Source organism: Mesorhizobium sp. BH1-1-4 (assembly GCF_020165665.1).
GTDB lineage: Bacteria > Pseudomonadota > Alphaproteobacteria > Rhizobiales > Rhizobiaceae > Mesorhizobium.
This window is the reverse complement of record NZ_JAIUIN010000011.1, coordinates 103,621-128,959: the sequence shown is the minus strand read 5'-3', so window position 1 is coordinate 128,959 and position 25,339 is coordinate 103,621. Positions and strand designations below refer to the sequence as shown.

The following is a 25,339-nucleotide window of genomic DNA, read 5'->3' as shown; positions in this document are numbered from 1 at the left end:
GGCCAAAACGACGGCTCGCCCCGGATGTAAAATTTCGATAGAGAGCCCGAGTGCCGTCGGGAGTCTGCCATGCGCGTAACCGCTGATCTGTGGGTGTCGGCCCTGTTGCGCCGGGTTTTCGGCGCTGGCGGATTTGCCGCCGTGGTCAAGCGCGGTGCGACCGAGGCCGGGGCTGTGTTCATCCTGGCACGAGGCAGGCTGGGCGAAACCGCTCTCTACGGGCCGGCGCCGCAGACGAGCTACGATTCGGACAAGCCGGAAGACCGGTTCTTCAGCCTTCTTGCCACCGAGGATGATGCAGCCGTGCTAGACGCCAGACTCGAGCGGGAGAAGAAATTCGATCCCGATATCTGGGTGGTCGAGATCGAGGCCGGGACCGTTCCGCTCGAAGAGCTTATTTCCGTGAAGACGCCCTGAGGCCAGGCGCCTCGGCTTCGTCGCTGTTCGAAGCCTGGCGGCTGTCGCCGTTTGCCGGCGTCGCGTTGCGAACCGCCTTCGACAGGGTTTCGGCCTTCCATCCCCGCACCCTGTCCAGGGCCACGTCGCGATGCAGGAGCCGGTAGCGGTCGAGATAGGCGCGGATGGCTTGCGGATGAGGGAACAGGCCGGGATAGACGGCGACCGTGATCAGGAATGCCCGGTCCTCGCTGAAGTCGAGTGAACGCAGCGCCGCAAGCAGCGGCGCATAGTTCTGGTTGGCGGTCAGTGATTGCGCGATCGAGAAATCAATGTCGAGGGCGTCCGCCAACGCGGTCTGGAAGAACGCGGCGTTTCCCGTCAGAGCCGTCTCGCGCAGTTTGACGTAGGTATCCGCACCCGGGAACGCATCGACCTTCGCCGCCGAGGCCTCGTCGCCGGTGCGCATCATGGAGCGCAGCCTGCGCCGCGCGTTTTCCGCGGCGACGCCGGGCGTCTGCTGGCCGGGCGCCTGCGGGGTTTTCGCGGCAAGGCTTCGCGCCGGGTAGGATTCCGTCTCCGGTTTCCGCACTCGCACCAGCGTTGGTCTTTCGAGCACCCTGATCAGATCGGCGATGGTCGGGTTCAGGTCCTTGCGCCGCGCTATGGCGCGCGCATGCGGCAGCCCATGCCGGCCGATCAGCGCGATCAGGTCGATATCGCTGACGGCGCGCGAGCGGATGAGCAGCGGCGCGGCGATGTCGACCGGTTCCTCGCAGAGGCGACGCACCAGGGCCGCGGGTGCATATTCGCATTCGGAAAGGGCGGCTGCCACGTAGCGTCGCGATTCGACGGACACATTGTCGAACAGCGGCAGCGTCAGGTCCTCGAGCTGGCCGATCTCGCGGCGCGACGGGCGGGTCAGCGAGCAGAACGCCGACACCGCGGCGCGGAACAACCTTTCGGCTTTTCCCGATTCCGTCCTTATCGCGATTTGCCTGAAATCCGAAGATGACACGAAGGATACGCCTGACACCAGATACACGAACTTGAACACGTTCCACCGGGACCGTGCCGGTTTGCGATTGTCTCGGGTCAGAACGTCCCGACCTCCAGACAAAGATCAAGTTAGCGGCGATCCGTTAGCGCTCCGTTAACCCTCTGCCTGCCTTAATGATATTTGGAGGCGTTGCGTTGTGCTCCGGGGAAACCGAGAGGAATGCGCGAACCATGGGCATGGTACTGTCTTTCGTGCCGCGTGCGGCACCGACCAATCGAGCCAAACAAACCACCGAAATACCGGCGGCCGTGATCATATTTCCCGGCATCCGCTATGAGCGGTCCAATACCGGCGAAGCGCGGCCAGCGGGCCCGGACAAGCCGGGATCGCCACGAACGCCGGTGCCGCACCACTAGATCGGCGATCTAGAAATCCTGCAGCTCGCAGGAACTCTGATCGAGGAAGCGCGACACGATCGGCTTCCAGCTCTCGTCCGGCACGAAGCTGCGGATGACGAAGATGCCCTCGCCGATGGGCGCCTCGACGAAGATCGCACCCTGAAGATCCTCGGGCAGGTCCTTGCGCACGTCGATCATCTGCGCCGGTGTCAGCACGACGGCATCAAGCTTGCCGCCCGTCGCCGTATGGTCGTTGAAGGAATAGATATTGTGGCCGCTGCGGTCATAGACCGAGACCGACCAGAACGGCACGTTTCCCGGCGCCTTGATGCGGACCATTCCTTCCTCGAGGTCGAAGCGGCAGGCCGTGGCGTAAAACAGCGGGTCGACCGATTTCACCACCGGCGCGCCGCCCGCTTCGGCATCGAGCCGGTTCATCCTGTAGAGATCCGAGGCCATGGACAATCGCGACCAGGCGTCGCGTTCCGAAAACTCCGGCACCAGAAGCAGGACGATGATGTGGACGATGCCGGCGCCGACGAGGCCGAGCAGGACGGCATGCAGAAGCCTGCGCAGTGCGGCACGCAAACTACGCATCGCAGCCCGCCTTGACGATCCTGGGCAGCGAAACGTCCGACAGGCCGGTGCTGCTGGCGATGGGCGTGTCGTAGAAGGTCAGGACGAAATACATCCTTCCGGAGCCGTCGGTCAGGAGCCAGTTGCCCGGCATCGGCTGATGCCCGACGGAAATGATCACTGAATTGTCGGACTGGCGCAGCACCTGGTAGGACTGGAGTGCCGCAAGCCGCGATTTGCCGGTTTCGACGACACCGAGCGATTGATCGGCGGCGTAGAGCGTCCAGAAGCGGGCCGTCGGAAAACTACCCTCGATCCTGTAGGTGCATTCCCGTTTGAGCTGGTCGCCGGCGGCATCATTTTCGGCGACGAATGACAGGCCTTCGGCGCGGCCGAGCGCCAGAACGCCCTCGCGTGCCACGCGCGCCTTGGAATAGGGGTCCGCGGCCGGTGTGCCGATGTCGGGAAAGGCGGTCCACTGACCGATCCGGATCGCGCCGACGCCGTCCTGGATCTTTAGCGCATACCAGACGCTGGCGCCGCCGCCGCCAACGGCTATGGCAAGCGAAAGCAGCATCAGGAAGGCGTTCTTAAGCATGAATGGCCGGGTGCACGAAGGATTGCCGTTCGGGGATATCGCGGCGCGGGGTCCCGTGGCAAGCCGGCGTGATGGATTTGCCTGTCGGTCTTGTCTTTGCCGGGCGGTGTTACAGGGCCGAAAGCGTTTCGGGCGAAGCGGGCGCGTCGAGTTTGGGGGCTGTCTGGAACAACTGGCTCATGTCCCGCAGCGTCTGCGTGGTTCGGCTGGATAACACCGGCGGCCGCTCTGCGGCGGCATCGGCCGCTGCCTGCTCATCGCTCTTCTTCTGCGCCTCGGCCGCCTTGGCCGCGATCTCCTCGTCGACAAACGGCTTGTCGATGCCGGGGATCGGCTTCAGGTCGATGTTCTGGTGCGCGTAGACCATCAGCCGCTGCCACACCATCGCCGGCAGCGAGCCGCCGGTCATGTTCTTGGTCGGCGTGAAATCATCATTGCCCAGCCAAACGGCCGCCGTGTAGTTGCCGGTGAAGCCGACGAACCAGGCATCCCGGTAGGATTGCGTCGTGCCGGTCTTGCCGGCGACGACGATGTTGGGAATTTGCGCCCGCCGTGCCGTGCCCACCACCGGCACGGCCGTCAGCATGGTGTTCATGGATTTCAGGGCCTGCTCGGACAGCACGCGGTGCGGCGGCGGCGCATCCTTGGTCCAGTCATACACCACGTCGCCGGTGCGGGTGACGAGCTGGGTGATGCCATGCCGGGACCCGACGAAGCCGTTCTGCGCGAACACGCTGAAGCCGGTCGCCTGGTCCATCACGGTCATGCCAGAGGTGCCGAGCACCATCGTCTTGTGTCCCTCGAGCGGCGATTCCACCCCGAATGATTCCGCCATCGCCTTGATCGGGCCGATGCCGAGATGGTCCTTGGCCAACCGCACCGGCACGGTGTTGATCGATTTGGCCATCGCCATGAGCAGGGTGATGTTGCCCGCCGACTCGCCGCCGTAATTATGCGGCGACCAGTTGCCCCAGCTGATCGGCCCGCCCGAGATGATCGAGTTCGGCGTGAAGCCGTGCTCCATCGCCGTGGCGTAGACATAGGGCTTGAACGACGAGCCGGTCTGGCGCAACGCCTTGGTGGCGCGGTTGAACTGGCTGGCGCCGTAGTCGCGGCCACCGACGATCGCCCTGACCGCGCCGTTGGTCTCGATGACCACCACCGCGCCCTCGGTGACGTTGTACTCCTTGCCGAACTGGCGCAGGTGGAACTCGACGGACTCCTCCGCCGCCTTCTGGATGTTGGCGTCGAAGGTGGTGTGGGCAACCAGCGAGTGCTGGCCGGGCTTGGCGATCTTCTTGACCTCGTCGAAGGCCCAGTCGAGGTAGTAGTCGGGGCTCTTCTGTTCGCCGCGGTCGACGACGTCGGCCGGGTGCAGCCTGGCCTGCAGCACCTGGCCTTCGGTCATGAATCCGGAATCCACGAGATTGGACAAAACCACATTGGCGCGTGCGCGCGCCGCCGGCAGGTTGATGTGGGGGGCGTATTTGGTCGGGGCCTTGAACAGGCCGGCCAGCATCGCCGCCTCGGCAAGGTTCAGGTCTTTGACGCTCTTGCCGAAATAGAAGTCCGCCGCCGCCTCGATGCCGAACGTGCCGCCCCCCATATAGGCGCGGTCGAGATAGAGCTGCAGGATTTCCTTCTTTGAAAGATTGGCCTCCAGCCATAGTGACAGGAAGGCTTCCTTGATCTTGCGCTCGAAGGTGCGCTCATTGGTCAGGAACAGGTTCTTGGCCAGCTGCTGCGTGATGCTGGAGCCGCCCTGGACGACGGAGTTGGCGCGCACATTCTCGAAGATCGCCCTGGAAAGGCCGAGTACGTCGATGCCGTAATGGTCGAAGAAGCGACGGTCCTCGGTGGCGAGCACCGCCTTGATGACGTGGTCCGGCATCTCGTCGACCGGCACGGAATCGCGCTGGATGATGCCGCGCTGGCCGATCTCGTTGCCGTAGCGGTCGAGGAAGGTGACGGCGAAGTCGCCCTGGGCGCGCCAGTCGCCGGCCGTATCCTGGAAGGCCGGAATGGCCAGCGCCAGCATCACCACCATGCCGCCGGCGCCAAGCGTGAAACCTTCGCTCAAAAGTTCAATGAGGCCACGGCGCCAGCCCTTGAGGCGGAAGCGCCGCGAAAAGATCGTCGCGGCTTCCCAGAACTCGCGCGCCTTGAAACCGATCTCGTAGAGCGAGGAATCGAGCCACGCGTCCAGCGCCAGAAGGCGCGACGCGATCGGACCTCTTCTCTTGCGCGGTTCAGGGCTGACCATTCGAAAAACCCGGCTCGGCTGTGGCGTGACCTGAAAACCGCAAGCCGGCAATTTCAGGGCGGCGCCCTGTTCCGACTATTCATCCATTTTGTGGACGCTCACAAGGGGGCGAGGACACAGCCGCACGGTTTCTCGATGGAAGGGGAGAGCGAGCGGGGGCCGGTCTCCCCGTCCGCCGGATTGTCGATCCGCCGGACGAGGGTGGTTTTGCAGTCTCCCGGGCTATCAGGCCGCTTCGCGCTTCAGCGCCTGCGCCATGCAGTGGATGCCGCCGCCGGTCTTGGAGATCTCGCTCATGTCGACGGCCGCGACCTCGAAACCGCGCGCCTTGAGCTGGCCGATCAACGCTTGGCTGGAGGTCGGCGCGATCACCCGGTCCTTGCCGAGCGACATGAAGTTGCAGCCGAGCGCCATCGTATCCTGGAAGGGCACGTCGATGATCTCGTGGCCCTTGCCCTTCAGCCAGTCGACGATGCCGGGTTCGGTGCAGGCGAGGCAGACGGCGGTGAGCTTTTCGGCGATCGGCACCACCATCAGGTCGATATGGACATAATATTCGTCGATGAAGGCGATGCGCGTCTCCCAACCCTCCTTCTCGAACCAGGCCTGCACCTGGCGTGCGCCTTCCTCCTGCGTGCGGGCGCCGCCGCAGCCGATCAACACCACGCCATCCTCGATGACGTTGAAGTCGCCGCCCTCGAAAGTGCCTGCCGTCACCATGTCGTAGATCGGGATGCCGAGCTTTTCATAGGTGCGGATGGCGGCGTAATTCTCGCCGCGTCGCCACCAGTTGGCCATGGCGGTGATGATGGCGCCATAAGGCGTCATGACGCTGGAATCACGGGAATAGACCTGCATCGGCAGTTCCGGCGTCGGCTCGTGCCAATGGATGTTGACGCCGAAATGCTCGTAGGCGGCGACCAGGTCCTTGTGCTGCGCCTGCGCGATCTGGACGTTGCAGGGCGCTTCGCGCAGATGTTTTCGCGACAGCGAGCTGGTCGAGAGGTGACGCAGGAAATTCGGCGATCCGAGCAGCACGTCGGTCAAGACGTCGGTCTCGTTGGCGAAGCCCCATGATGTCAGCGGCTTGGTGCCGCCGGCCGGGTTGCGGCGTTGCAGCGAAAACGGCTCGGCGATGATGCGGTCATGAACGGTCATGCGGTTCTCCTCGTGGCTTGTTCTCAAGAGTTGGTCGGTCGCGCATTGCTTGGTATCCACCAGTCACGCCCGCGTGGCGTGGTAACATATTCCGGCCAGCGGAAGTTGATTGGCGGCTCGTAGTCGCAGAGCGGCGCGATCCACTCAGAGCCGCCGACGCCGCCGCCGGTCCGGGTGGTGAACTCGCTCATCGCCTCGTCGCGGGCGGTCTTGTCCTCGAGCAGGCGCAGCGCCGCCAGCGCGACCGTCTTGGCCGCGCAGACAACCATCGGATCGATCGTCGCGGGAATGCCGCCCAGTGCATTCATCACCCATGCCGGAAAAGCGTGGGCGTTTGCCGAGCGCAGCGCTGGGCGGGCAACATAGAAGCGCGCGGTCGGCGCGTGCCAACTCATGTCGGTGTAGTCGTCGGAGGTCGAATTCACCTGCGAAGGCGGCAGGTCGCGGCGCAGGATCGCCTCGGCCTCTTGCGGGGCAATCAGCCGCTCCAGTTCATCGATGAACGGGTTTTCGGTCGCGGTGCCTCCGGCATTGACCTGAATCTCGCGCGCGATCGTCCTGGCGGCCTCGTCCCAGCGTGGCGGCCCGACCGTCGACAGGGCTTCGTAGGTAATCCCGGCCATGGCGTGGTTGGCCAGCCCCGGCCGCGACTTCGACACCCAGTGCCGCTCATGGCGGCAGCCGCTGATCGCGGCGGCGGCCGCGGCGTTGCGGTCGAGCACCGCCGTCACCTGTTCGGCCATCCCAATGGTCGGCACGCGGATCATGTACTGGATCTCGGCGAGGCCGGCCGGCAGATTGTCGGCCGTGGCCTGGCCGGCCGTCAGGATCGCCTCGCTGATCGACCAGCCTCCCTGATGCGGCAGCATGGAATCGCGCAGTGCCTTGGAGGCCATGTACATGGTCATCAGCGCATCGTTGGCACCCGGTGCCCTGACCGCCGAATGCGCCTGCGGGATCGGTGCGCCGTCGCCTGCGCGAACCCAGTTTTCAGGCTCGTCGCAGACGAAGCGATAGATCATCGCATAGGCCGCGCCGCAATGCGTATCCCAGCGCGCCGTATTGCAGAGCGGCAGCATGTAGAACGGATGGAAGGAGATCATGCCGGCAAGGCCGTCATAATAGCCCTTGGCGGCGTGGATAGGCTTCGAGCCGCGCACCTTTTCGGCCGGCTCGCCGGTAAAGCGCAGCGTGCCTTGAATGTCGTGGCGCTGCATGGCGGCCTTGGTCGCGAGCAGGCCACCGAGGCTTGCCATGCCAAGCCCCGAATGCGGGTCGGTATGGCCGCCGGCCTCTGCGCCAAGGCCAGGCCGAGGCTGCTTTACCGTCACGGCGTCCTGGCAATTGCCGGGCACGGCATCATATTCGGCATACATGCCGACGGTTGGTCCGGCACCATTCGTCCAGTGGGCGCAGAAGGCGGTCGGCATGCCGCCCGAGCCTTCCTCGACCGAAAATCCCTCGCGCTTGAGCCGATCGACATACCAGGCGGCCGATTGGTATTCGCGCCACGCGGTCTCGCCGAAATCGAAGATGGTGCGTGTCCAGGCCGACAGCAGTGGCTGGATGCCGTCGAGGCAGGCGAGCGCCGTCTCTTGCGCCGATGTCGTCACCGGTTTGTCCATGCTCTAGAAGAAAGCAGTGAAGCGGCTCGCCAAAAAGTGATATGTTTTCCCGGTTCGTGCAAATTCGGTTCACCCCTTGAGAATTCCTTCGACACAGGCGCTGCGCGCTCTCGACAGTTTCGCCAGGCATGGCAGCGTCTGGCGCGCGGCCGACGAACTGCACCTGACCCGCAGCGCGGTGAGCCACCAATTGCGGCTGCTTGAGCGCGATCTCGGCTTCGATCTGCTGGAGCGCATCGGCAAGGGGGTGGCGCTCACCCCGCGTGGCCAGCGCTATGCCAGCGACGTGCGCAAGGCGCTGACCGTGCTGGGTGACGCGGTGACGCGTGATGCCGGCACCGGCGTCGGCGGCTCGTTCGCCGTCTCTTGTACACCGGGCTTCGCCTCGCTGTTCCTGTGCACCCATATAGGCGAGTTCCGGCAGATGTATCCCGATGTGGCGCTGCGCATCCTGACGCCCCGACGGCTCGACGATGTCAGCAATGCCGATGCCGACGCCTTCATCGCCTTCGGCGTCGGCAATTGGCCGAACCGCATGGCCGAGTTGTTGTGCGAAATCTCGTTCACCCCGCTCTGCAGCCCGACACTGCTCAACAAGGTCGGCGGCTTTTCCCGGCCGGCGGACGTGTTGCGCGCCAATCTGCTCCATCTCGACGACACCGAGGATTGGGCACGCTGGCTGGCGCTGTCCAAGGTCGAAAACCCGGACACCGAAGGTGGCATCTTCTTTTCCGACATGAACCTCGTCTTCTCGGCGGCGATTGCCGGGCAGGGAATCGCCATGGGTGATGAACTGACCAGCCGCCGTGCGCTGAGCGAAGGCCGTCTAGTCAGGCCGTTCGACATCGCGATCAAATCGCCGCGCTCCTATTTTCTGGTCTCCGAACACGCCAAGGCCTCGCACCCGGTCCTGGAAGCGTTCGCGGGATGGCTGAGGTCGACTCTCTCCGAGAACCGCATTCAGCCTTATTGAGAGGCAGGGTGGCGTCAGCCCGCCATAGATGAATCAAATTTGCCGATCAGGCGAAAACTATTCGGTTGCGGTGAGCTTCGGCCCTGCCTACGATTTGGCTCAACGGTAAGGATAGAGGCAGGATGCAGCAACCCGGCCGGGCCGCAGAGATCAAGGCAATCGGGATCGGCAAGAGCTTCGGCTCGTTCCGTGCGCTAGACAATCTGACGCTCGACATAGGTCGCGGCGAGTTCCTGACGCTGCTCGGCCCCTCCGGCTCGGGCAAGACCACCTTCCTGATGATCCTGGCCGGCTTCGTGCAGCCGACCGAGGGCAGGCTTTTCAGCGACGGCACCGATATCACCGACCGCCCGGCCGAACAGCGCGCCGCCGGCATGGTGTTCCAGGGCTATGCGCTGTTCCCGCATATGAGCGTCGAGGCCAACATCGCTTTCCCGCTCAAGGTCCGCAAGAAATCGGCCACCGAGATCAGGAAGCGCGTCGGCGAGATGATCGAGCGCGTCGGCCTGGTCGGCCACGAGAAGAAATCGCCCTCGCAGCTTTCCGGCGGCCAGCAGCAGCGCGTCGCGCTTGCCCGCGCGCTGGTGTTCGAGCCGGGCGTGCTTTTGCTCGACGAGCCGTTTTCAGCGCTGGACAAGAGCCTGCGTGGCCAGATGCAGGCCGAGATGAAGCGCCTGCACCAGGAGACCGGCACCACCTTCGTCTTCGTGACCCACGACCAGAGCGAGGCGCTGGCGCTGTCGTCGCGCGTCGCCATCTTCAATCATGGCAAATTGCTGCAAGTCGGGGCGCCGGACGACGTCTACGACCGGCCGGACAATCGCTTCGTCGCCGAATTCCTCGGTGAAATCAACATGCTGCCGCTGAAGGGGGTCAAGCCCGCCGGTCACGGCTCGACCGGCCTGTGTGAGGACCGTGCGGTCAGCATGCACTGCAAGGCCGAGAAAGTCCGTGGTGACGCCATCCTGGCGATCCGGCCCGAACACATGTCGATCGCGCGCGAGGCCGCCGCCGGAGAGAACGGCATTGCCGCGACGGCAATCGCCTCGACCTATCTGGGTCCCGCGACCAAGCTCGACCTCACCACCCGCCAGGGTGCCAAGGTGACCGTCTCGGTGCCCAACGAGGTCGCGGCCGCGGCGCTGAGCAAGGGCAATTCCGTCTGGCTGACATGGCCGGCTGAAAAGGGTTTCCTCCTTCCGGAAGGAGGACAATGAGCACCGGTGCGGCCTGAGCCGCCGCACCGGCTTCCGGATTGAAATCAACGAAAACAAAGGGGAACTGACATGAACGACACCAAGAAACAGGCCATCGAAACGCTGTCCGAAAGGACGAGGCGCGGCGAGATCTCGCGCCGCCAGTTCACGCAACTCGCGGCACTCGTGCTCGCCGGCGCGCCGATGCTGCTGCGCTCGACCGGCGCCTTCGCGCAAGCCAAGGAACTGGTGCTGGTCAACTGGGGCGGCGATGCCATCACGGCTTACGACGCAGCCTATGGACAGGCTTTCACCAAGGACACCGGCATCACCGTCAAGATGGATGGCTCGGGTCCGACCGAAGGCGCCATCGCCGCGCAGTCCAAGAGCGGCGCTCCGACCTGGGACCTGGTCGACGTCGACCCGTTCTCGGCCATCACGCTCGGCGCGCAAGGCATGCTCGAGCCGATCGACTACACAATAGTCGACAAGAAGAAGATGCGGCCGGGTTTTGGCTGGGATTATGCCGCCTCGACCTATTTCTTCTCCTATGTCATCGCCTATGATTCCGAGAAATACGGCAAGGACGCGCCGACCGGCATGGCCGATTTCTTCGACGTGAAGAAGTTCCCCGGCAAGCGCTCGCTCTACAAATGGGGCGTGTCGAGCTGGGAGGCGGCCCTTCTGGCCGACGGCATCGCGCCGGCCTCGCTCTACCCGCTGGATCTCAAGCGCGCGCATGACAAGATCGCCGCGTTCAAGGAAAACGTCGTTGCCTATTGGGGCGGCGGTGCCGAGAGCCAGAGCGTGTTGCTCAACGGCGAAGCCTCGATGGCGATCGTCTGGTCGACGCGGGCCTCGCTGATCGAGCAGGATTCCGGCGGCAAGATCAAGTTCATTTGGGATCAGGGCCTGATCTCGCCCGGCGCGCTGGCCGTGCTCAAGAACAACCCGGGCGGCAAGGATGCGGCGATGAAGTTCATCGCCAGCGCCCAAGATCCGGAAAAGCAGCTCGTGATGTTCGACAAGCTCGGCCAGGGTCCGGCCAATCCGGCGGCCGATGCGCTGATCCCCGCCGACAAGAAGCGCATCAACCCCGTCGATCCCGAGAACATGAAGAAGCAGATCGCGCTCGACATGGACTGGTACGCCAAGAACTACGGGCCGGCGCTCGACGAATACACCAAGATCATCTCGGCCTGATCAGGTCGGGACAGTCGGACCGATATGAGAGGCACCCTCTCCGACAGGATGGGCGCGGCGCTGTTGATGGCGCCGCTGCTCCTGTTCCTCGTCCTGGCCTATGCCTGGCCGTTTCTCGGCGTGGTGAAGTGGAGCTTCACCTTGCCGACGCCCGGGCTTGGCCAATACCAGGCGCTGCTCACCGACGATCTGGTGCAGTCGGTGTTCATCCGTACCCTGCGCATAGCGGCCATCGTCACTGTCGTGTCGGTCGCCGCCGCCTATGCCATCACCGTCGTCTGGGTGCGCGGCAGCCCCGCACAGCGCCTCATCGCCGAATTCTGCATCCTGGTGCCGTTCTGGATCTCGGTGCTGACGCGCGCCTTCGGCTGGGTGGCGCTTTTGTCCAACCGCGGCCTGATCAACACCTGGCTGCAGTCCATCGGTTTCATCTCCGAACCGCTGACTTTGGTGCGCAACGAATTCGGCGTCATCGTCGGCATGACGCATTTCCTCATTCCTTTCGCCGTCTTTCCGCTGGCGTCGGCCATGCGCAGCCTGGACGAGCGCGTGCTGCTCGCCGCGCGCGGCCTGGGCTCCAGCCGCATGCGCACATTCTGGACGGTGTTCGTGCCGATGACGCGCTCCGGCATCATCGGTTCGGCGATGATCGTCTTCGTCTTCTCGCTCGGCTTCTTCGTCACGCCGGCGATTCTCGGCGGCGGCCGCAGCGTGATGATCGCCGAATTGATCTATCTCCGGATATTCCAGAGCCCGGACTGGGGGCTGGGGGCCGCGATCAGCGTCGTGCTGGTGGTCTTCGTCGGCGCCCTGATGGCGCTGCTCTTCCGATACGTCAAACCGAAGCAACTGGTGTAGCGCGATGCCGACCTATCGCCCCGGTCCCGTCTCGCTGATCCTCGCCGTGCTGGTGGCGCTGTTCTTGCTGCTGCCGCTGCTGGCCGTCATTCCGGTCTCGCTGACGCCCAGCCGCATGCTGGCAATGCCGACGGGTGAATTGTCGCTGCGCCACTATCGTTCGCTGATCGAGGATCCGCGCTGGCTCCAGTCGATCCTGCTTTCGGTCCGGATCGGCCTCGTCAGCAGCGCCATTTCCACCGTGCTGGCGCTCTGCTTCAGCCTCGGCGTCTGGATGTTTCAGCCACGCTTCACGGCAGCCCTTGTCGGCTTCGTGCTGTTGCCGATGGTGGTGCCTCCCGTGGTCTCGGCGGTGACGCTCTACTTCCTGCTCACCTCGATCTCGCGCGTCAGTTCCTTCTTTGGCTACGACACTTGGCTCGGCGTCGCCATGGCGCATTCGGTGATGACGGTGCCATTCGCGACCGTGCTGATCCTGGTCTCGCTCAGCCAGCTCGACCGGCGCATCGACCTTGCCGCGCGCGGGCTCGGCGCAAGCGTGTGGGAGCGGGCCACGCGCGTCATCATGCCCAACATCAAGTTCGGCATCGTCACCGCGGCACTGCTGTCGTTCGTGCTCTCCTGGGAAGAGATCGGCGTCACCCTGTTCATCACCTCGGTCAACGCCATCACTTTGCCGCGCCTGATGTGGATGGGCCTGCGCGACAACATCGACCCGGCCATCGCGGCCCTGTCGGTTATCCTGATCATCATCACCGTGCTGGTTCTGGCGGTGAGGAGCTTCGTGGTCCGGCTACGCCGGGGGAGTGAGCCGCTCTAAACAAACCGCACCGAGACGCGGCCAAACTTGCCCAAATCGCCGATCACTTCATCACCAGCCTCGACGCGTATCGGCGTCACGCAAGTACCTGTGATCACCACCTGTCCTGGCTGGGCGGCTATGCCTAGGCCCGACAGCTCATTGACGAGCCAAGTCAGCGCGATCCGAGGATCACCCAATACAGCCGCGCCGGTGCCCTCGTGTCGCGACTTGCCGGAAACGAAACCGGTTACCTTGTGTTCGGCGAGGTTCACGCCGCGCCAGTCTTCCGCCACGGGCTCGCCGATGACAAACAGATTGGCGCAGGCATTGTCGGCGATGAGCTGCGGCGCCCCGACAGCACAGAAATCATCATAGCGAGAGTCCGGTATTTCGATCGCCGGGTGCAAGGTCGCCACGGCGTCCCTCACCTCGGCGATTTCATAAGGTGCCGGGCGAGGCGGGAGCTGGCTGCCGAACCGGAAAGCGAATTCGATCTCGGCGACACGCATCTTGCTCGTGGCGAGTGAAACGGTCCCGCCGACCCCGACTGCCTTCTCGGCGAGCAGACGCCCGGCCATCGGGCCGTCGACATTGATATGTCTTTGTCCAGCCACGCTGGTTGCCGCGATCTTCCAGCCGAAGAGTGGCGCCGCCGAACGATCCATGACATGGGCCTGGATGGCATAGCCTTCGGTCCGTGTCTTCGGCCGCAACGCCTCGGGTATGGCGTCGAGATGGGTGCCATCATCCCAATGACCTACCAGCAGACGCGACGCGGCTTGGGCCTTTTCTGGATCGAGCATGATCAGCTCCGAAAATCGGCAACATGCCGCTGTCCGGCCAAGCCGGCAAGGAACATTCCATCGTATGGACCTGCCTATATGGGGCAGGATCACGTGACCAGGCAATCGGAGGCCGCGCCCATGGTCCATTTGCCAGGCTCTACCGCGCCTGCCGACGAGATTGTCGGCAAGTCGTATTTTCGAGATCATCGGCATTCATCATTCCGATGACGAATCGCCATCGCCTTCGCGTGGCGAACCGCTATATCTGGGGAGGGATGCGGACATGGACAAGCTTTGGAAAGCACTGTCGGTGGCGCAACGGCTTGAGGAAATGGACGATGACCGCGCCCGATGATTTGCAGCAGGCCCTGTTCCTCAGGTTGAAAGGCGATGCGTCGCTGTCGGCGCTGCTGGGTGGCGCGGGGCTGCTCGAGCGGGCAACTGGCAACGTCGCCTTTCCCTATGTGACTTCAGGCCAGACCTCCGCCTTCGACTGGGACACCGGCGCCGAGAACAATGACGACCAGCTGATCACGCTGCATGTCTGGTCGAAGGCGCATGGCGAGGCCGAGACGCGGGCGATCATGGACGCCATCAAGGCGCGGCTTGCCGGAGCGGTCCTGGTCGTCGGCCCACGCGGCCAGACGCGGCTGTCGCTGGAATTCACCGAGGCGCGCTACGATGAGGAACTGCTTGTCCATCACGGTCTGCTGCGATTCCGTGCGTTGACGCAGGAAAACGCCTGACGCGCTTTCAATATCGTCGAAACGGAGTCTAGACTGGGTTTCGCGGGTTTCACCGGTGGGGCGGTGAAATCAGATTGTCTGTCTCGCGTTGCAGGGGTGTGGCGAGCATGGTTTCAGGGCCGTTCACTGTTCATTTCACGTTCAGCACCGATGCGTTACAACGCCGGACATGAAAACGCTTCGCTCTCATTTCCGAACCGCGACCCTGGCGCTTAGTGCCGCCGGGCTGTTTGCGTCGCAGGCAATGGCGATGCCGGTCATCGCGCTCGACCAGCCCAGCCCGATCGTCCTGGCCGCATCCGACTGCTATGCGATCGGTCAGCAGGTGGCCGAGCAGAATGGCGGAACGCTCGCCAAGGCCTCGGCATCGACGCGCGGCGGCCAGCCGGTCTGCGTCATCGTCGTGCTGGTGCCCGGCAAGGACGGGCAGCGTCCGCGCCGCTCCGAAATCGTCGTTCCGCAAAACTGACGCGGCCTTCCCGGCCGTTTCCCAGGCCGGCGGAATCGGCCTATATCTGAAACCTCGGTCAACAGGCATTGGTCCCCGCATGCGTGTACTCGTCGTCGAGGATGACAAGGATCTCAACCGGCAGATTTCGGATGCGCTGGTCGATGCCGGCTATGTCGTCGACCGTGCCTTCGATGGTGAGGAGGGGCATTTCCTCGGCGACACCGAGCCTTACGATGCCGTCGTGCTCGACATCGGTCTGCCGCAGATGGATGGGATCAGCGTGGTCGAGCGCTGGCGTCGCGGCGGCCGCAAGATGCCGGTGCTGATCCTGACCGCGCGCGACCGCTGGAGCGACAAGGTCTCCGGCATCGATGCCGGCGCCGACGACTACGTCACCAAGCCGTTCCACATCGAGGAGGTGCTGGCGCGACTCAGGGCGCTGATCCGCCGCGCCGCCGGCCACGCTTCGTCGGAACTGACCTGCGGGCCGCTGCGCCTCGACACCAAGGCTTCGAAGGCCGATGTCGACGGCGTGCCGCTGAAATTGACCTCGCACGAATTCCGCCTGCTTGCCTATCTGATGCACCATATGGGCGAGGTCGTCTCCCGCACCGAGCTGGTCGAGCATCTCTACGATCAGGATTTCGACCGCGATTCCAATACCATCGAGGTGTTTGTCGGGCGGTTGCGCAAGAAGATGGGTATCGACATGATCGAAACCGTGCGCGGCATGGGCTACCGCATGCGTGAGCCGGAGGCGTAAGGCGGAACCGCTCCCTACCAACCCAACCGTGGGCGGACGGCTTTCGCTGCGCGCGTGGCCGCGCTCGCTGACGTTCCGCGTCATCGCCTTTTCCACGGTTTGGGCGATACTGACCCTGGTCGTCATCTTCACCCTGATCACCACGCTCTACCGCCAGGCTAGCGAGCGGGGTTTCGACAGCCTGCTGTCGGCGCATCTGTTCAACCTGATCGGCTCGATCGGCATTTCCGACGGCGGTGCGCTGACCGGCTCGCCCGACCTTGGCGACCTGCGTTTCTCCGAGCCGAATTCGGGCTGGTACTGGTCCGTCGAGCCCGCCTCGGAAGGCGTGCATGGCGATCTTCACTCGTCGTCCATGACCCGGACCATCCCGTCGCCCGATGTGGCGGACGTTCCCTTCAACGCCAATTTCCAGCGCAGCTATGCCGCGCAAGGCATCAATGGCGAAGAGCTGGTCGTGTTCGAGAGCGAATTCGTTCTCGATGCCAAGAACCGCGCCGCGCGCTTCCGCGTCATGGGCAACAAGACAGAGCTGGAGCAGGAAATAGGAACGTTCCAGCGCCGCTTGCTGACCTATCTCAGCCTGTTCGGTATCGGCATGATCGCCATCAACGCCATCGCTATCCTGCTAGGGCTGCAGCCGTTGCGCAGGGTCCGGAACGCGCTCGCCATGGTGCGCGAGGGCACCGCGCAGAGGCTCGACGGCCGCTTCCCGGCCGAGATCGAACCGTTGGCCAATGAAACCAACGCGCTGATTGAAAACAACAAACGCATTGTCGAACGCTCGCGGACCCAGGTCGGCAACCTCGCCCATTCGCTGAAGACGCCGCTCGCCGTTCTGCTCAACGAGGGCCGGGCGCTTGGCGGCGCCAAGGGGCAGTTGATCGCCGAGCAGGCCGCATCCATGCAAAAGCAGATCGAGCACTATTTGCAGCGCGCCCGCGTCGCGGCGCAGCGCGACAGCGTCGTCTATCGCACGCCGGTGGCACCGCTGGTGCAGCGCATGGTGCGGGTCTTGCAGAAGCTCAACCCTCGGACCAGCCTGTCGCTGTCGCTGCCGGCCACCGAGATCGTCTTTGCCGGCGAACGCGAGGACCTCGAGGAACTGCTTGGCAATCTTCTCGAGAATGCGATGAAATGGGCAAAGAGTGCGGTCGCGGTCTCGGTCGTGCCCTTGGCCAGCAAGGATGAGAGCCTGTTCGAGATCAGCATCGAGGACGATGGCCCGGGGATTCCCGAGGACAAGGCGCGCGAAGCCATGAAGCGCGGACGGCGCCTGGACGAGACAAAACCGGGAACGGGGCTGGGCCTTGCCATTGTCGCCGACCTCGTCAACGAGTATGGAGGCGGCCTGGTGCTGGAACGGTCCGGCATGGGCGGATTGAGGGCAGTGGTGCGATTGCGGAGCCTTCAGTGACGTGTTCCCAGGCCAATCGACAGCGATGGCCGCGCATGCTATGGCGGCATATCGATTGACCACGCACTGGCCGGCGGCGGCCAAATTTCCGACAAATATCAATACTATGGCCACGCTGAGATGACGCGGCCCCCGGCGCATCCATGGCAGGCTCCAACTCAAGAATACCGGTTGTTGGCATGAAGATTCGCGTCGCGCTTTTTTCCGCATTGCTGGCCGTGTCGGGCTGCACTACCTTGAGCGGCAAGGGCCCGACCGTGGCGGCTACCCCGGCCTCGACGCCGCCGGCGGGCGGCAAGGTCGTCACCAAGTCGATCATTTCCGCCATGGGGGGCGGCCTCATTGGCGGCTCGATCGGCAACGGACTGAGCGAGACCGAGAAGCGCAGCGCGCTCGAGGCCGAATACAAGGCGCTCGAATACAACACCAGCGGCCAGAAGGTGACGTGGAAGGGCGATCAGGCTTCGCGCTATGGCGAGGTCGTTCCAGCCCAGCCCTACCGCGTCGGTTCGCAGGACTGCCGCCAGTATACGCAGACGGTGTTCAGCGGCGGCGCCAGTTCCACGGCGCACGGAACAGCCTGCCGCAATGCCGACGGCAGTTGGACGCCATTGACCTGAGTCTTCGCCGCGGACGGCGCCAGTGTCGGGTGCCGGTCAGGGATATCAGGCTTCCTGCCGTCAAAGCGTCGCAGGATAGGTATGTTGGCAGGGCAGGGCTCTGCCTTTATTGGAAGAACCATGCTGTTCTGGGTCATAGCCGCAATTCTCACGCTGGGCGCCAGCCTGGCGGTGCTTTTGCCGCTGGCCGGGGGCTCCAAGGGTGCGTCATCGAGCAGCGATCACGATCTGGAAGTCTATCGCGATCAACTGGCCGAACTCGACCGCGATGCCGCGCGCGGCTTGATCCGGCCCGCTGAGGCGGCCGAGGCGCGCGCCGAGATCGCCCGCCGCATCCTTCGCCTTGGCAATGCGGATATGGCCGGCAAGACGTCCGGCAGGGCGGCGTCGGTCACGGCAAGGCTTGTCGCGACCGTGGCCGTGCTGGCGGTCCCGTTGGTCAGTTGGGGGCTCTACAGCCAGATCGGCTCGCCTGACTTGCCGTCGCAGCCGCTCGGCGAGCGACTGGCCAAGAACCCCGCCGACAGTTCGGTCGACGAATTGGTGGCGCGCGCCGAAGCCCATCTCGCCGCCAATCCTTCCGATGGAAGGGGCTGGGACGTGCTGGCGCCGGTCTATCTGCGCATGCAGCGCTTCGCCGACGCCGTCGCGGCCTACCGCAACGCCATTCGCCTCGACGGCGACAGTGCTGCCCGCCGGGCCGGTCTCGGCGAGGCGATCGCCGGTGCCGCGGGCGGTATTGTTTCGGCCGATGCCCAGGATGCCTTCGAGGCGGCCTTGAAGCTTGACCCCGCCAATGCGAAAGCCAGCTTCTATCTGGCCATGGCCTTGGCGCAGGAGGGCCGTGGCCAGGAAGCGACCGCGGCCTGGCAGGCGACGCTTGCTAAGCTGCCGCCGGATTCGCCGTGGCGCGGCGCCATCGAACAGGCATTGGCCAAATCCGGCGGCCCCGAAGTCGCTTCCGACGCGGCCACGAAGGGCCCCGATGCCGCCGATGTCGACGCGGCTTCCTCCATGTCGCCGCAGGACAGGGAAGCCATGATCAACACCATGGTCGCCGGGCTCGACGACAAACTTCGCCAGAATCCACGCGACGCGGAAGGATGGATGCGGCTCGTTCGTTCCTATGTCGTGCTGGGCAAGGCTGACCAGGCGCGCGATGCGCTGGGTCGCGCCATTGCGGTCTTTGGCCCCGGCAGCGAAGAAGCCAAGAAATTCACCGCCTTTGCCGCCTCGATCGGCCTGACGGCGACGGAGTAGGCCTGATATGACGCGCAAGCAGAAACGATTGTCGGTGATTGTGGGCGGCCTGGCTTTCCTCGCCGCCGCCACCGGCCTGACCTTCTACGCGCTCGGTCAGAAAGCGTCCTATTTCTACATGCCGGCCGATCTGACCACCGCCAGTGTGCAGCCCGGCCAGCGCATCAGGCTCGGCGGTTTGGTCGAGAAAGGCACCATCCAGCGCGGCCAGGGTGCGACAGTCGCCTTTTCGGTTACCGATACGCATAAATCGGTCAAGGTCACCTATACCGGCATCCTGCCCGATCTCTTCCGCGAAGAGCAGGGCGTCATCACCGAGGGCACTTTCGGCCCCGACGGCGTTTTTGTCGCCGACAGCGTGCTGGCCAAGCACGACGAGCGTTACATGCCCAAGGAAGTTGCCGCCGGTCTGAAGGCCAAGGGCGTCTGGCAGGAGAGCAAGAGTGAATAGCCATGGTTGAAACCGGACATTTCGCCCTGGTCCTGGCGTTCGCGCTCTCGCTGGTCCAGACCATCGTGCCGCTGTTTGGCGCGCGGCTGAGCAACCAGCGCCTGATGGCGGTCGGCGGCCCCGTCGCGGTGACCGGTTTTGCCTTGACGGCCCTGTCCTTCGCGGCACTTGCCAGCGCCTATGCGAGCTCCGATTTTTCGCTGGCCAATGTCTGGGAGAACTCGCATTCGCTGCAGCCGCTGATCTACAAGATCACCGGAACCTGGGGCAACCATGAAGGTTCGATGCTGCTCTGGGTGCTGATCCTGACTTTCTTCGGCGCGCTTGTCGCCGCTTTCGGCTCCAACCTGCCGGCGACGCTGCGCGCCAACGTGCTCGCCGTGCAAGGCGCCATCGGTGCTGCCTTCTTCCTGTTCATCCTGGCGACGTCCAATCCCTTCATCCGGCTCAATCCGGCACCCATCGAAGGCCGCGATCTCAACCCGATCCTGCAGGATCTCGGCCTAGCCATTCATCCGCCGCTGCTCTATCTCGGCTATGTCGGCTTCTCGATCTGCTTTTCGTTCTCGGTCGCCGCCCTCATCGAGGGGCGCATCGATGCCTCCTGGGCACGCTGGGTGCGGCCATGGACGCTGGTCGCCTGGATGTTCCTGACCGGCGGCATCGCGATGGGATCGTACTGGGCCTATTACGAGCTCGGCTGGGGCGGTTTCTGGTTCTGGGATCCGGTTGAAAACGCGTCCTTCATGCCGTGGCTGGCGGGCACCGCGCTTTTGCATTCGGCCATCGTCATGGAAAAACGCTCGGCCTTGAAGATCTGGACGCTGCTGCTCGCCATTTTAACCTTCTCGTTGTCGCTGCTCGGTACCTTCCTGGTGCGTTCGGGCGTGCTGACATCCGTCCACGCCTTTGCCACCGATCCGACGCGCGGCGTCTTCATCCTGTGCATCCTGACGCTGTTCATCGGCGGCTCGCTGGCATTGTTTGCCCTGCGCGCCTCGAGGCTGACGGCAGGCGGCCTGTTCCATCCGGTTTCGCGCGAAGGCGCGCTCGTCCTCAACAATCTGTTCCTCACCACGGCGACCGCCACCGTGCTGGTCGGCACGCTCTATCCGCTGGCGGTCGAGGCTTTTTCGGCCGACAAGATCTCGGTCGGAGCGCCGTTCTTCAACCTCACCTTCGCCCCGCTGATGGCGCCGCTGCTGGTGGTGGTTCCTTTCGGACCGCTGCTGGCCTGGAAGCGCGGCGATGTCCTTGGCGTCGCGCAGCGCCTGATGGTGGCGTTCGGGGCCGCTCTTCTGGCGACGCTGGTCACGGCCTTGTTCATCGATGGCGCTTCGGTGCTTGCCGCGCTTGGCGTCGGCCTTGCCGTCTGGCTGATCCTTGGCGCGCTGACCGACCTCGCCGTCAAGGCCGGTGTAGGCAATGTCGCCGTGCCGGTCATGGTCAGGCGCCTGGTTGGTCTGCCTCGCTCGGTCTTCGGGACCGCCTTCGCCCATCTTGGCCTCGGCCTGACGGTGCTCGGCATTGTCGGCACGCTCTGCTTCGGCACGGAGAAGATCCTCTCCATGCATGCCGGTGAAACTGTCGAAATCTCTGGCCACACGGTGCGTTTCGTCGGGCTCTATCCCGCGCAGGGACCGAACTACAGCGAGGATCGCGGCCGTTTCGAGCTGATCGGCGTCAGCGGCAGCCCTGTCGGCGAAATCAGTTCGGCCAAACGTTTCTATCCGGTGCGGCAGATGACGACGACGGAGTCCGGCATCAGGACCATCTTCCTCTCCCAGCTCTACATTTCCCTCGGCGACGAGGGCAAGGACGGCTCGGTGGTGGTGCGACTTTGGTGGAAGCCGCTGGTGACGCTGATCTGGGGCGGCGGTCTGGTGATGATGGCGGGCGCGGCCATGTCGTTGATGGACCGGCGGCTGCGGGTCGGTGCACCTTCGCGCCGCCGCAAGCAGACCGTGGCAGACGCGAGCCAGCCATGAAGGCAAGGCTGTCCGCCTCGTTGCTCGCCCTGATGCTGATGCTCGGTGTGGCCGGCACGGCGCTGGCCGTCAAGCCTGACGAGATGCTGGCGGATCCGGCGCTGGAGGCGCGGGCGCGGGCGCTGTCGGAGGGCTTGCGCTGCATGGTCTGCCAGAACCAGTCGATCGACGAATCCGACGCCGACCTCGCCCGCGACCTGCGCATCCTGGTGCGCCAGCGCCTCGTTGCCGGCGATACCGACAAGCAGGTGATGGACTATGTGGTCTCCCGCTACGGCGAATTCGTGCTGCTGAAGCCGCGTTTCGATCTGCGCAACGCTTTGCTGTGGGGCACGCCGGTTCTCCTGCTTCTGGCCGGTGGCGTGTTCATAGTGCTCAGCACGCGTTCGCGCCGGCTTCCGGCACCGGCAGCGCTTTCGGCCGAAGAGCAGGCCGCTCTGGACAAGATGCTAGGCGATTAATCCGGCCATTCGTCCGGTGGCCAGTCCCGCGACGTGTGAATGACATGCACGACAACGACGCTCTCACGGCCTGAGATCGACTTCAATTCATAGACAATGATGTAGGGCAGGCGGCTAATCGGCTTTTCATAGGTGCCGGTTACCAGGCCGGAACGGCCAGTCGCCATGTCACCAAGACCCCGACCCGTGGCGCGAATGCGATCCGGCAGGCGTCGTGCCGCGGCCGGGTTGTCCTGCGCGATAAAAGCGACCTGCCGTTTGATATCGTCGAGTGCGTCCCGCGACCAGGTGACGATCCGTTCACGCGCTGCCCGCGCGTCTGGCTTCCACTGTGTCGATGATGGCGTCGATTTCCGCCATGGCTTCTTCATGGGCGACGAGATGGCCAGCCTCCGCGTCAGCCATGCCGCGCTTTACACCTTCGATGATCTCAAGCTCGCGATCGACATAGGCCGACACTGCCTCGACCGCGAGGAAGGCCTTACTGCGCCGGGTGTCGGCGGCGATCCGCTCCAGCTTCACCTTGGTTTCGGGCGAAACGCGAATTGTCATCGTAGTGCTTGCCGTCATGATGAAAGCCTTGTGCCGATTTGTGTACAACATGATGCAATCGCCGGCTGCGACCAAGGATTCGTGCGACCTCGCTGCTACGACAAACATTACCAAAGTTTCATGCACCGGAAATGGCGGTGTAATGTGCGCCGCTCTAATTCTCGTTCCCTGAGGATGCCGATCAAGGCGCGTCCCTTTGAAAGAGGATACGAACCCATGAATATTGCCCCCAATTCATATTCCCGCACCCGCAAGCGTCTTCTGGCTGCCGTCGCGTCCATCGCCGTCGCCGGCGCGATCGGCGTTGGCGCGCTGACCAGCGGAACCAGCCCCGTTCTGGCCGATGCCGTACGCGTCGAGGCGCCGCAGGTTCCGGGCTTCGCCGATGTCGTCGAGCGCGTTTCGCCCGCCGTGGTCAGCGTCAAGGTTAAGGCCAAGATCCAGCCGACCGCCGATGACGGCTCCGATGATCAGGACGGCCTCGACAATCTTCCCAACAATCCGCAGTTGCGCCGCTTCTTCAAGGAGTTCCGTGGCTTTGGCGACCAGGGTGGCCAGAATGATGAAGGTCACCGCCGCTTCGGTCACCGCGACCGCAACAACGACCAGCCGCGTCCGGTGGCGCAAGGCTCCGGCTTCTTCATTTCCGAGGACGGTTATCTCGTTACCAACAACCACGTCGTCGAAGAAGGCACCGCCTTCACCGTGGTGACCAATGACGGCAAGGAACTCGACGCCAAGCTGGTCGGCACCGATCCGCGCACCGACCTCGCCGTGCTCAAGGTCGACGGTGGCGGCAAGTTCACCTATGTCGACTTCGCCGACGATTCCAAGGTTCGTGTCGGCGACTGGGTCGTGGCTGTCGGCAATCCGTTCGGTCTCGGCGGCACCGTCACCGCCGGCATCGTCTCGGCGCGCGGCCGCGACATCGGCGCCGGCCCCTATGATGATTTCCTGCAGATCGACGCCTCGGTCAACCGCGGCAATTCGGGTGGCCCGACCTTCAACCTCAACGGTCAGGTGGTCGGCATCAACACCGCCATCTTCTCGCCTTCCGGTGGCAGTGTCGGCATCGCCTTCGACATTCCGGCATCCACGGCCAAGCAGGTCGTCGGGGACTTGATGAAGAGCGGTGCCGTGCAGCGGGGCTGGCTCGGTGTCGAAATCCAGCCGGTCACCTCGGACATCGCCGAATCGCTCGGTCTGAAGTCCAACAACGGAGCATTGGTGTCCAGCGCCCAGGATGAAGGCCCCGGCAAGAAGGCCGGCATAGCAGCCGGCGACGTGATCACCCAGGTCGACGGCAAGGACGTTGCCTCGCCGAAGGAGCTCGCCCGCCTGATCGGCGCCTATTCGCCGGGCAAGTCGGTCGACGTCACCGTGTGGCGCGACGGCAAGAGCCAGACCATCAAGGTCGATCTCGGCAAGCTGCCCGCCAGCGACAAGCAGGCGTCGGGCGACCAGCAGCAGCAACCCGCCGCTCCGGCAAAGCCGGACACGCTGGCCGATCTCGGCCTGACCGTCACCAAGTCCGAAAACGGCAAGGGACTGGTGGTCACCGACGTCGACCCCGACAGCGCCGCCGCCGATCGCGGCATTCAGCCGGGCGATGTCATCACATCGGTCAACTCGGCCGAGGTCAACGGCACCGAAGACGTCACCAAGGCCATGGCCGATGCCGTCAAATCCGGGCGCAAGGCCGTGCTGATGCAGATTACCCGTGACGACAACAACCGTTTCGTCGCGCTGCCGGTCGCAAAAGGCTGAGACGACTTTTCCAATGCGGCGGTTTCAACACCCCCGAGTCGCCGCATGGGAAAGCAAGAAGGAGCGCGCGTTAGTCAGTCATCGCGCACTTCTTCAGCGGCAGCGGGCTTCCCATCGCCCGCTGCCGCGCACCGGATATGGCTGCCACATCACGCCCTCGGGCCCGAATGCCGGTAGGCACGGCGATTGCCGGGTAACGAGATGACCGTGACCTGGACTTTTCGGCGTAACGACGCCACGCAACAAAGATTTTATCACGCACGCCCTCGATCATCTTGATCGAGAAGCGCTTTGGCAAAGGCTAAAATGCAGATGCCGGCTACTCAACCTTCCAGCGAAATCGCGTATAACGGCCATATGAAGATTCTCGTCATGGAAGACGATCGCGAGGCCGCGGATTATCTGCAGAAAGCCTTCACCGAAGCCGGTCATACCGCGCATGTCGCGGGTGATGGCGAGACCGGCTTCGCGCTTGCCGACGCGGGTGACTATGACGTGATGGTCATCGACCGGATGATGCCGCGCCGCGACGGCCTGTCGGTCATTGTCGCCCTGCGCTCCAGGGGCAACACGACGCCGGTGCTCATTCTCTCGGCGCTGGGCGAGGTCGATGACAGGGTCACCGGTCTGCGCGCCGGCGGCGACGATTATCTGACCAAGCCCTATGCTTTTTCCGAGCTCCTGGCTCGCGTCGAAGTGCTGAACCGGCGCGCCAGTGCCAAGGAGGCAGAAACCGTCTACCGGGTCGGCGACCTCGAACTCGACAGACTGTCGCATTCCGTCCGCCGTGCGGCGCGTGAGATCACGCTGCAGCCGCGCGAATTCCGCCTGCTCGAATATCTCATGCGCCATGCCGGCCAGGTGGTGACGCGCACCATGCTGCTCGAAAATGTCTGGGATTATCATTTCGATCCGCAGACAAATGTCATCGATGTCCACGTCTCGCGGCTGCGCGGCAAGATCGAAAAGGGCTTCGACAAGCCGATCCTGCATACGATTCGCGGCGCCGGCTACATGCTGAAGGGCGGCTAG

Annotated in this window: 26 protein-coding genes; 17 read left to right on the top strand and 9 right to left on the bottom strand. The window is 64.1% G+C overall.

The genetic code is table 11. The annotated features are described in order from the left end of the window. The first annotated feature begins 69 nt into the window (after positions 1-69). Positions 70-417 (top strand): DUF1491 family protein, encoded by a 348-nt coding sequence (locus LB569_RS19915; protein WP_224540737.1) that lies wholly within the window; start codon positions 70-72, stop codon positions 415-417. Here the strand turns inward: LB569_RS19915 and LB569_RS19910 are convergent. The 6 genes from LB569_RS19910 to LB569_RS19885 form a co-directional block, all read right to left on the bottom strand. Further along, a complete protein-coding gene (locus tag LB569_RS19910) occupies positions 395-1,414 on the bottom strand; it encodes a hypothetical protein (RefSeq protein WP_224693781.1) in 1,020 nt (339 codons plus the stop codon). The genes LB569_RS19915 and LB569_RS19910 overlap by 23 nt on opposite strands. A 407-nt stretch (positions 1,415-1,821) precedes the next feature. Next, the gene (locus LB569_RS19905) at positions 1,822-2,391 is read right to left on the bottom strand and encodes a DUF1254 domain-containing protein (protein WP_224693780.1); all 570 of its coding nucleotides are present in this window, start codon (positions 2,389-2,391) and stop codon (positions 1,822-1,824) included. Continuing rightward, positions 2,384-2,968 carry a DUF1214 domain-containing protein gene (locus LB569_RS19900; RefSeq protein ID WP_224693779.1) on the bottom strand — a complete coding sequence of 195 codons (585 nt, stop codon included), beginning with the start codon at positions 2,966-2,968 and terminating at the stop codon, positions 2,384-2,386. Before LB569_RS19900 ends, LB569_RS19905 begins: the two co-directional genes overlap by 8 nt. A gap of 109 nt (positions 2,969-3,077) precedes the next feature. Continuing rightward, positions 3,078-5,231, bottom strand: coding sequence for a transglycosylase domain-containing protein (locus LB569_RS19895; protein ID WP_224693778.1), 2,154 nt, complete (start codon positions 5,229-5,231; stop codon positions 3,078-3,080). Between the two features lie 225 nt (positions 5,232-5,456). Continuing rightward, complete coding sequence (locus tag LB569_RS19890; RefSeq protein ID WP_140709820.1) at positions 5,457-6,389, bottom strand: dimethylarginine dimethylaminohydrolase family protein; 933 nt, start codon at positions 6,387-6,389, stop codon at positions 5,457-5,459. A gap of 23 nt (positions 6,390-6,412) precedes the next feature. Beyond that, on the bottom strand, positions 6,413-8,014 hold the full coding sequence (locus LB569_RS19885; RefSeq protein ID WP_224693777.1) for an amidohydrolase: 1,602 nt from the start codon (positions 8,012-8,014) through the stop codon (positions 6,413-6,415). 76 nt (positions 8,015-8,090) lie between these two features. On the opposite strand from LB569_RS19885, the gene LB569_RS19880 reads away from it, so the two are divergent. From LB569_RS19880 to LB569_RS19860, 5 genes are all read left to right on the top strand, one after another. Further along, positions 8,091-8,987, top strand: a complete 897-nt coding sequence (locus tag LB569_RS19880) for a LysR substrate-binding domain-containing protein (RefSeq protein ID WP_224683625.1) — start codon at positions 8,091-8,093, stop codon at positions 8,985-8,987. Positions 8,988-9,109: 122 nt separating this feature from the next. Continuing rightward, positions 9,110-10,204 carry an ABC transporter ATP-binding protein gene (locus LB569_RS19875; protein ID WP_224693776.1) on the top strand — a complete coding sequence of 365 codons (1,095 nt, stop codon included), beginning with the start codon at positions 9,110-9,112 and terminating at the stop codon, positions 10,202-10,204. Positions 10,205-10,273: 69 nt separating this feature from the next. Then, positions 10,274-11,386, top strand: coding sequence for an ABC transporter substrate-binding protein (locus LB569_RS19870; RefSeq protein WP_140709824.1), 1,113 nt, complete (start codon positions 10,274-10,276; stop codon positions 11,384-11,386). A 24-nt stretch (positions 11,387-11,410) separates the two neighbouring features. Further along, entirely contained in the window at positions 11,411-12,244 is an 834-nt protein-coding gene (locus LB569_RS19865) for an ABC transporter permease (protein WP_224693775.1), read from the top strand. Between the two features lie 4 nt (positions 12,245-12,248). Next, entirely contained in the window at positions 12,249-13,064 is an 816-nt protein-coding gene (locus tag LB569_RS19860; RefSeq protein ID WP_224540721.1) for an ABC transporter permease, read from the top strand. Here LB569_RS19860 and LB569_RS19855 read toward each other — a convergent pair. Next, a complete protein-coding gene (locus LB569_RS19855; protein WP_224693774.1) occupies positions 13,061-13,849 on the bottom strand; it encodes a 2-keto-4-pentenoate hydratase in 789 nt (262 codons plus the stop codon). The two genes, LB569_RS19860 and LB569_RS19855, sit on opposite strands and share 4 nt — an antisense overlap. 320 nt (positions 13,850-14,169) lie before the next feature. On the opposite strand from LB569_RS19855, the gene LB569_RS19850 reads away from it, so the two are divergent. The 9 genes from LB569_RS19850 to LB569_RS19810 all read left to right on the top strand — a co-directional run bounded on the left by LB569_RS19850 (position 14,170) and on the right by LB569_RS19810 (position 21,988). Beyond that, on the top strand, positions 14,170-14,577 hold the full coding sequence (locus LB569_RS19850; RefSeq protein WP_224693773.1) for a DUF3168 domain-containing protein: 408 nt from the start codon (positions 14,170-14,172) through the stop codon (positions 14,575-14,577). A 169-nt stretch (positions 14,578-14,746) separates the two neighbouring features. Beyond that, positions 14,747-15,046 carry a hypothetical protein gene (locus tag LB569_RS19845; protein WP_224693772.1) on the top strand — a complete coding sequence of 100 codons (300 nt, stop codon included), beginning with the start codon at positions 14,747-14,749 and terminating at the stop codon, positions 15,044-15,046. 79 nt (positions 15,047-15,125) lie between these two features. Beyond that, positions 15,126-15,791, top strand: coding sequence for a response regulator transcription factor (locus tag LB569_RS19840; RefSeq protein WP_023812809.1), 666 nt, complete (start codon positions 15,126-15,128; stop codon positions 15,789-15,791). 28 nt (positions 15,792-15,819) lie between these two features. After that, a complete protein-coding gene (locus LB569_RS19835; RefSeq protein WP_224693771.1) occupies positions 15,820-17,208 on the top strand; it encodes an ATP-binding protein in 1,389 nt (462 codons plus the stop codon). A gap of 179 nt (positions 17,209-17,387) precedes the next feature. Beyond that, positions 17,388-17,828 (top strand): hypothetical protein, encoded by a 441-nt coding sequence (locus LB569_RS19830; protein WP_140709835.1) that lies wholly within the window; start codon positions 17,388-17,390, stop codon positions 17,826-17,828. Positions 17,829-17,948: 120 nt separating this feature from the next. After that, positions 17,949-19,088 (top strand): c-type cytochrome biogenesis protein CcmI, encoded by a 1,140-nt coding sequence (gene ccmI / locus LB569_RS19825; RefSeq protein WP_224693770.1) that lies wholly within the window; start codon positions 17,949-17,951, stop codon positions 19,086-19,088. A 7-nt stretch (positions 19,089-19,095) separates the two neighbouring features. Further along, the gene (gene ccmE, locus LB569_RS19820; protein WP_135883386.1) at positions 19,096-19,539 is read left to right on the top strand and encodes a cytochrome c maturation protein CcmE; all 444 of its coding nucleotides are present in this window, start codon (positions 19,096-19,098) and stop codon (positions 19,537-19,539) included. A gap of 2 nt (positions 19,540-19,541) precedes the next feature. Further along, complete coding sequence (locus tag LB569_RS19815) at positions 19,542-21,527, top strand: heme lyase CcmF/NrfE family subunit (protein ID WP_140709838.1); 1,986 nt, start codon at positions 19,542-19,544, stop codon at positions 21,525-21,527. Then, on the top strand, positions 21,524-21,988 hold the full coding sequence (locus LB569_RS19810) for a cytochrome c-type biogenesis protein (protein WP_224693769.1): 465 nt from the start codon (positions 21,524-21,526) through the stop codon (positions 21,986-21,988). The genes LB569_RS19815 and LB569_RS19810 overlap by 4 nt, the downstream gene beginning before the upstream one ends. On the opposite strand, the gene LB569_RS19805 is transcribed toward LB569_RS19810, so the two are convergent. Further along, on the bottom strand, positions 21,985-22,359 hold the full coding sequence (locus LB569_RS19805; RefSeq protein WP_411970239.1) for a type II toxin-antitoxin system RelE/ParE family toxin: 375 nt from the start codon (positions 22,357-22,359) through the stop codon (positions 21,985-21,987). The genes LB569_RS19810 and LB569_RS19805 overlap by 4 nt on opposite strands. After that, a complete protein-coding gene (locus LB569_RS19800; protein ID WP_224693768.1) occupies positions 22,289-22,558 on the bottom strand; it encodes a CopG family ribbon-helix-helix protein in 270 nt (89 codons plus the stop codon). Before LB569_RS19800 ends, LB569_RS19805 begins: the two co-directional genes overlap by 71 nt. Positions 22,559-22,756: 198 nt before the next feature. On the opposite strand from LB569_RS19800, the gene LB569_RS19795 reads away from it, so the two are divergent. Next, positions 22,757-24,307: a Do family serine endopeptidase gene (locus LB569_RS19795; protein ID WP_224540702.1), complete on the top strand. Its 1,551-nt coding sequence runs from the start codon at positions 22,757-22,759 to the stop codon at positions 24,305-24,307. A gap of 357 nt (positions 24,308-24,664) precedes the next feature. Continuing rightward, a complete protein-coding gene (locus LB569_RS19790) occupies positions 24,665-25,339 on the top strand; it encodes a response regulator transcription factor (RefSeq protein WP_181173855.1) in 675 nt (224 codons plus the stop codon).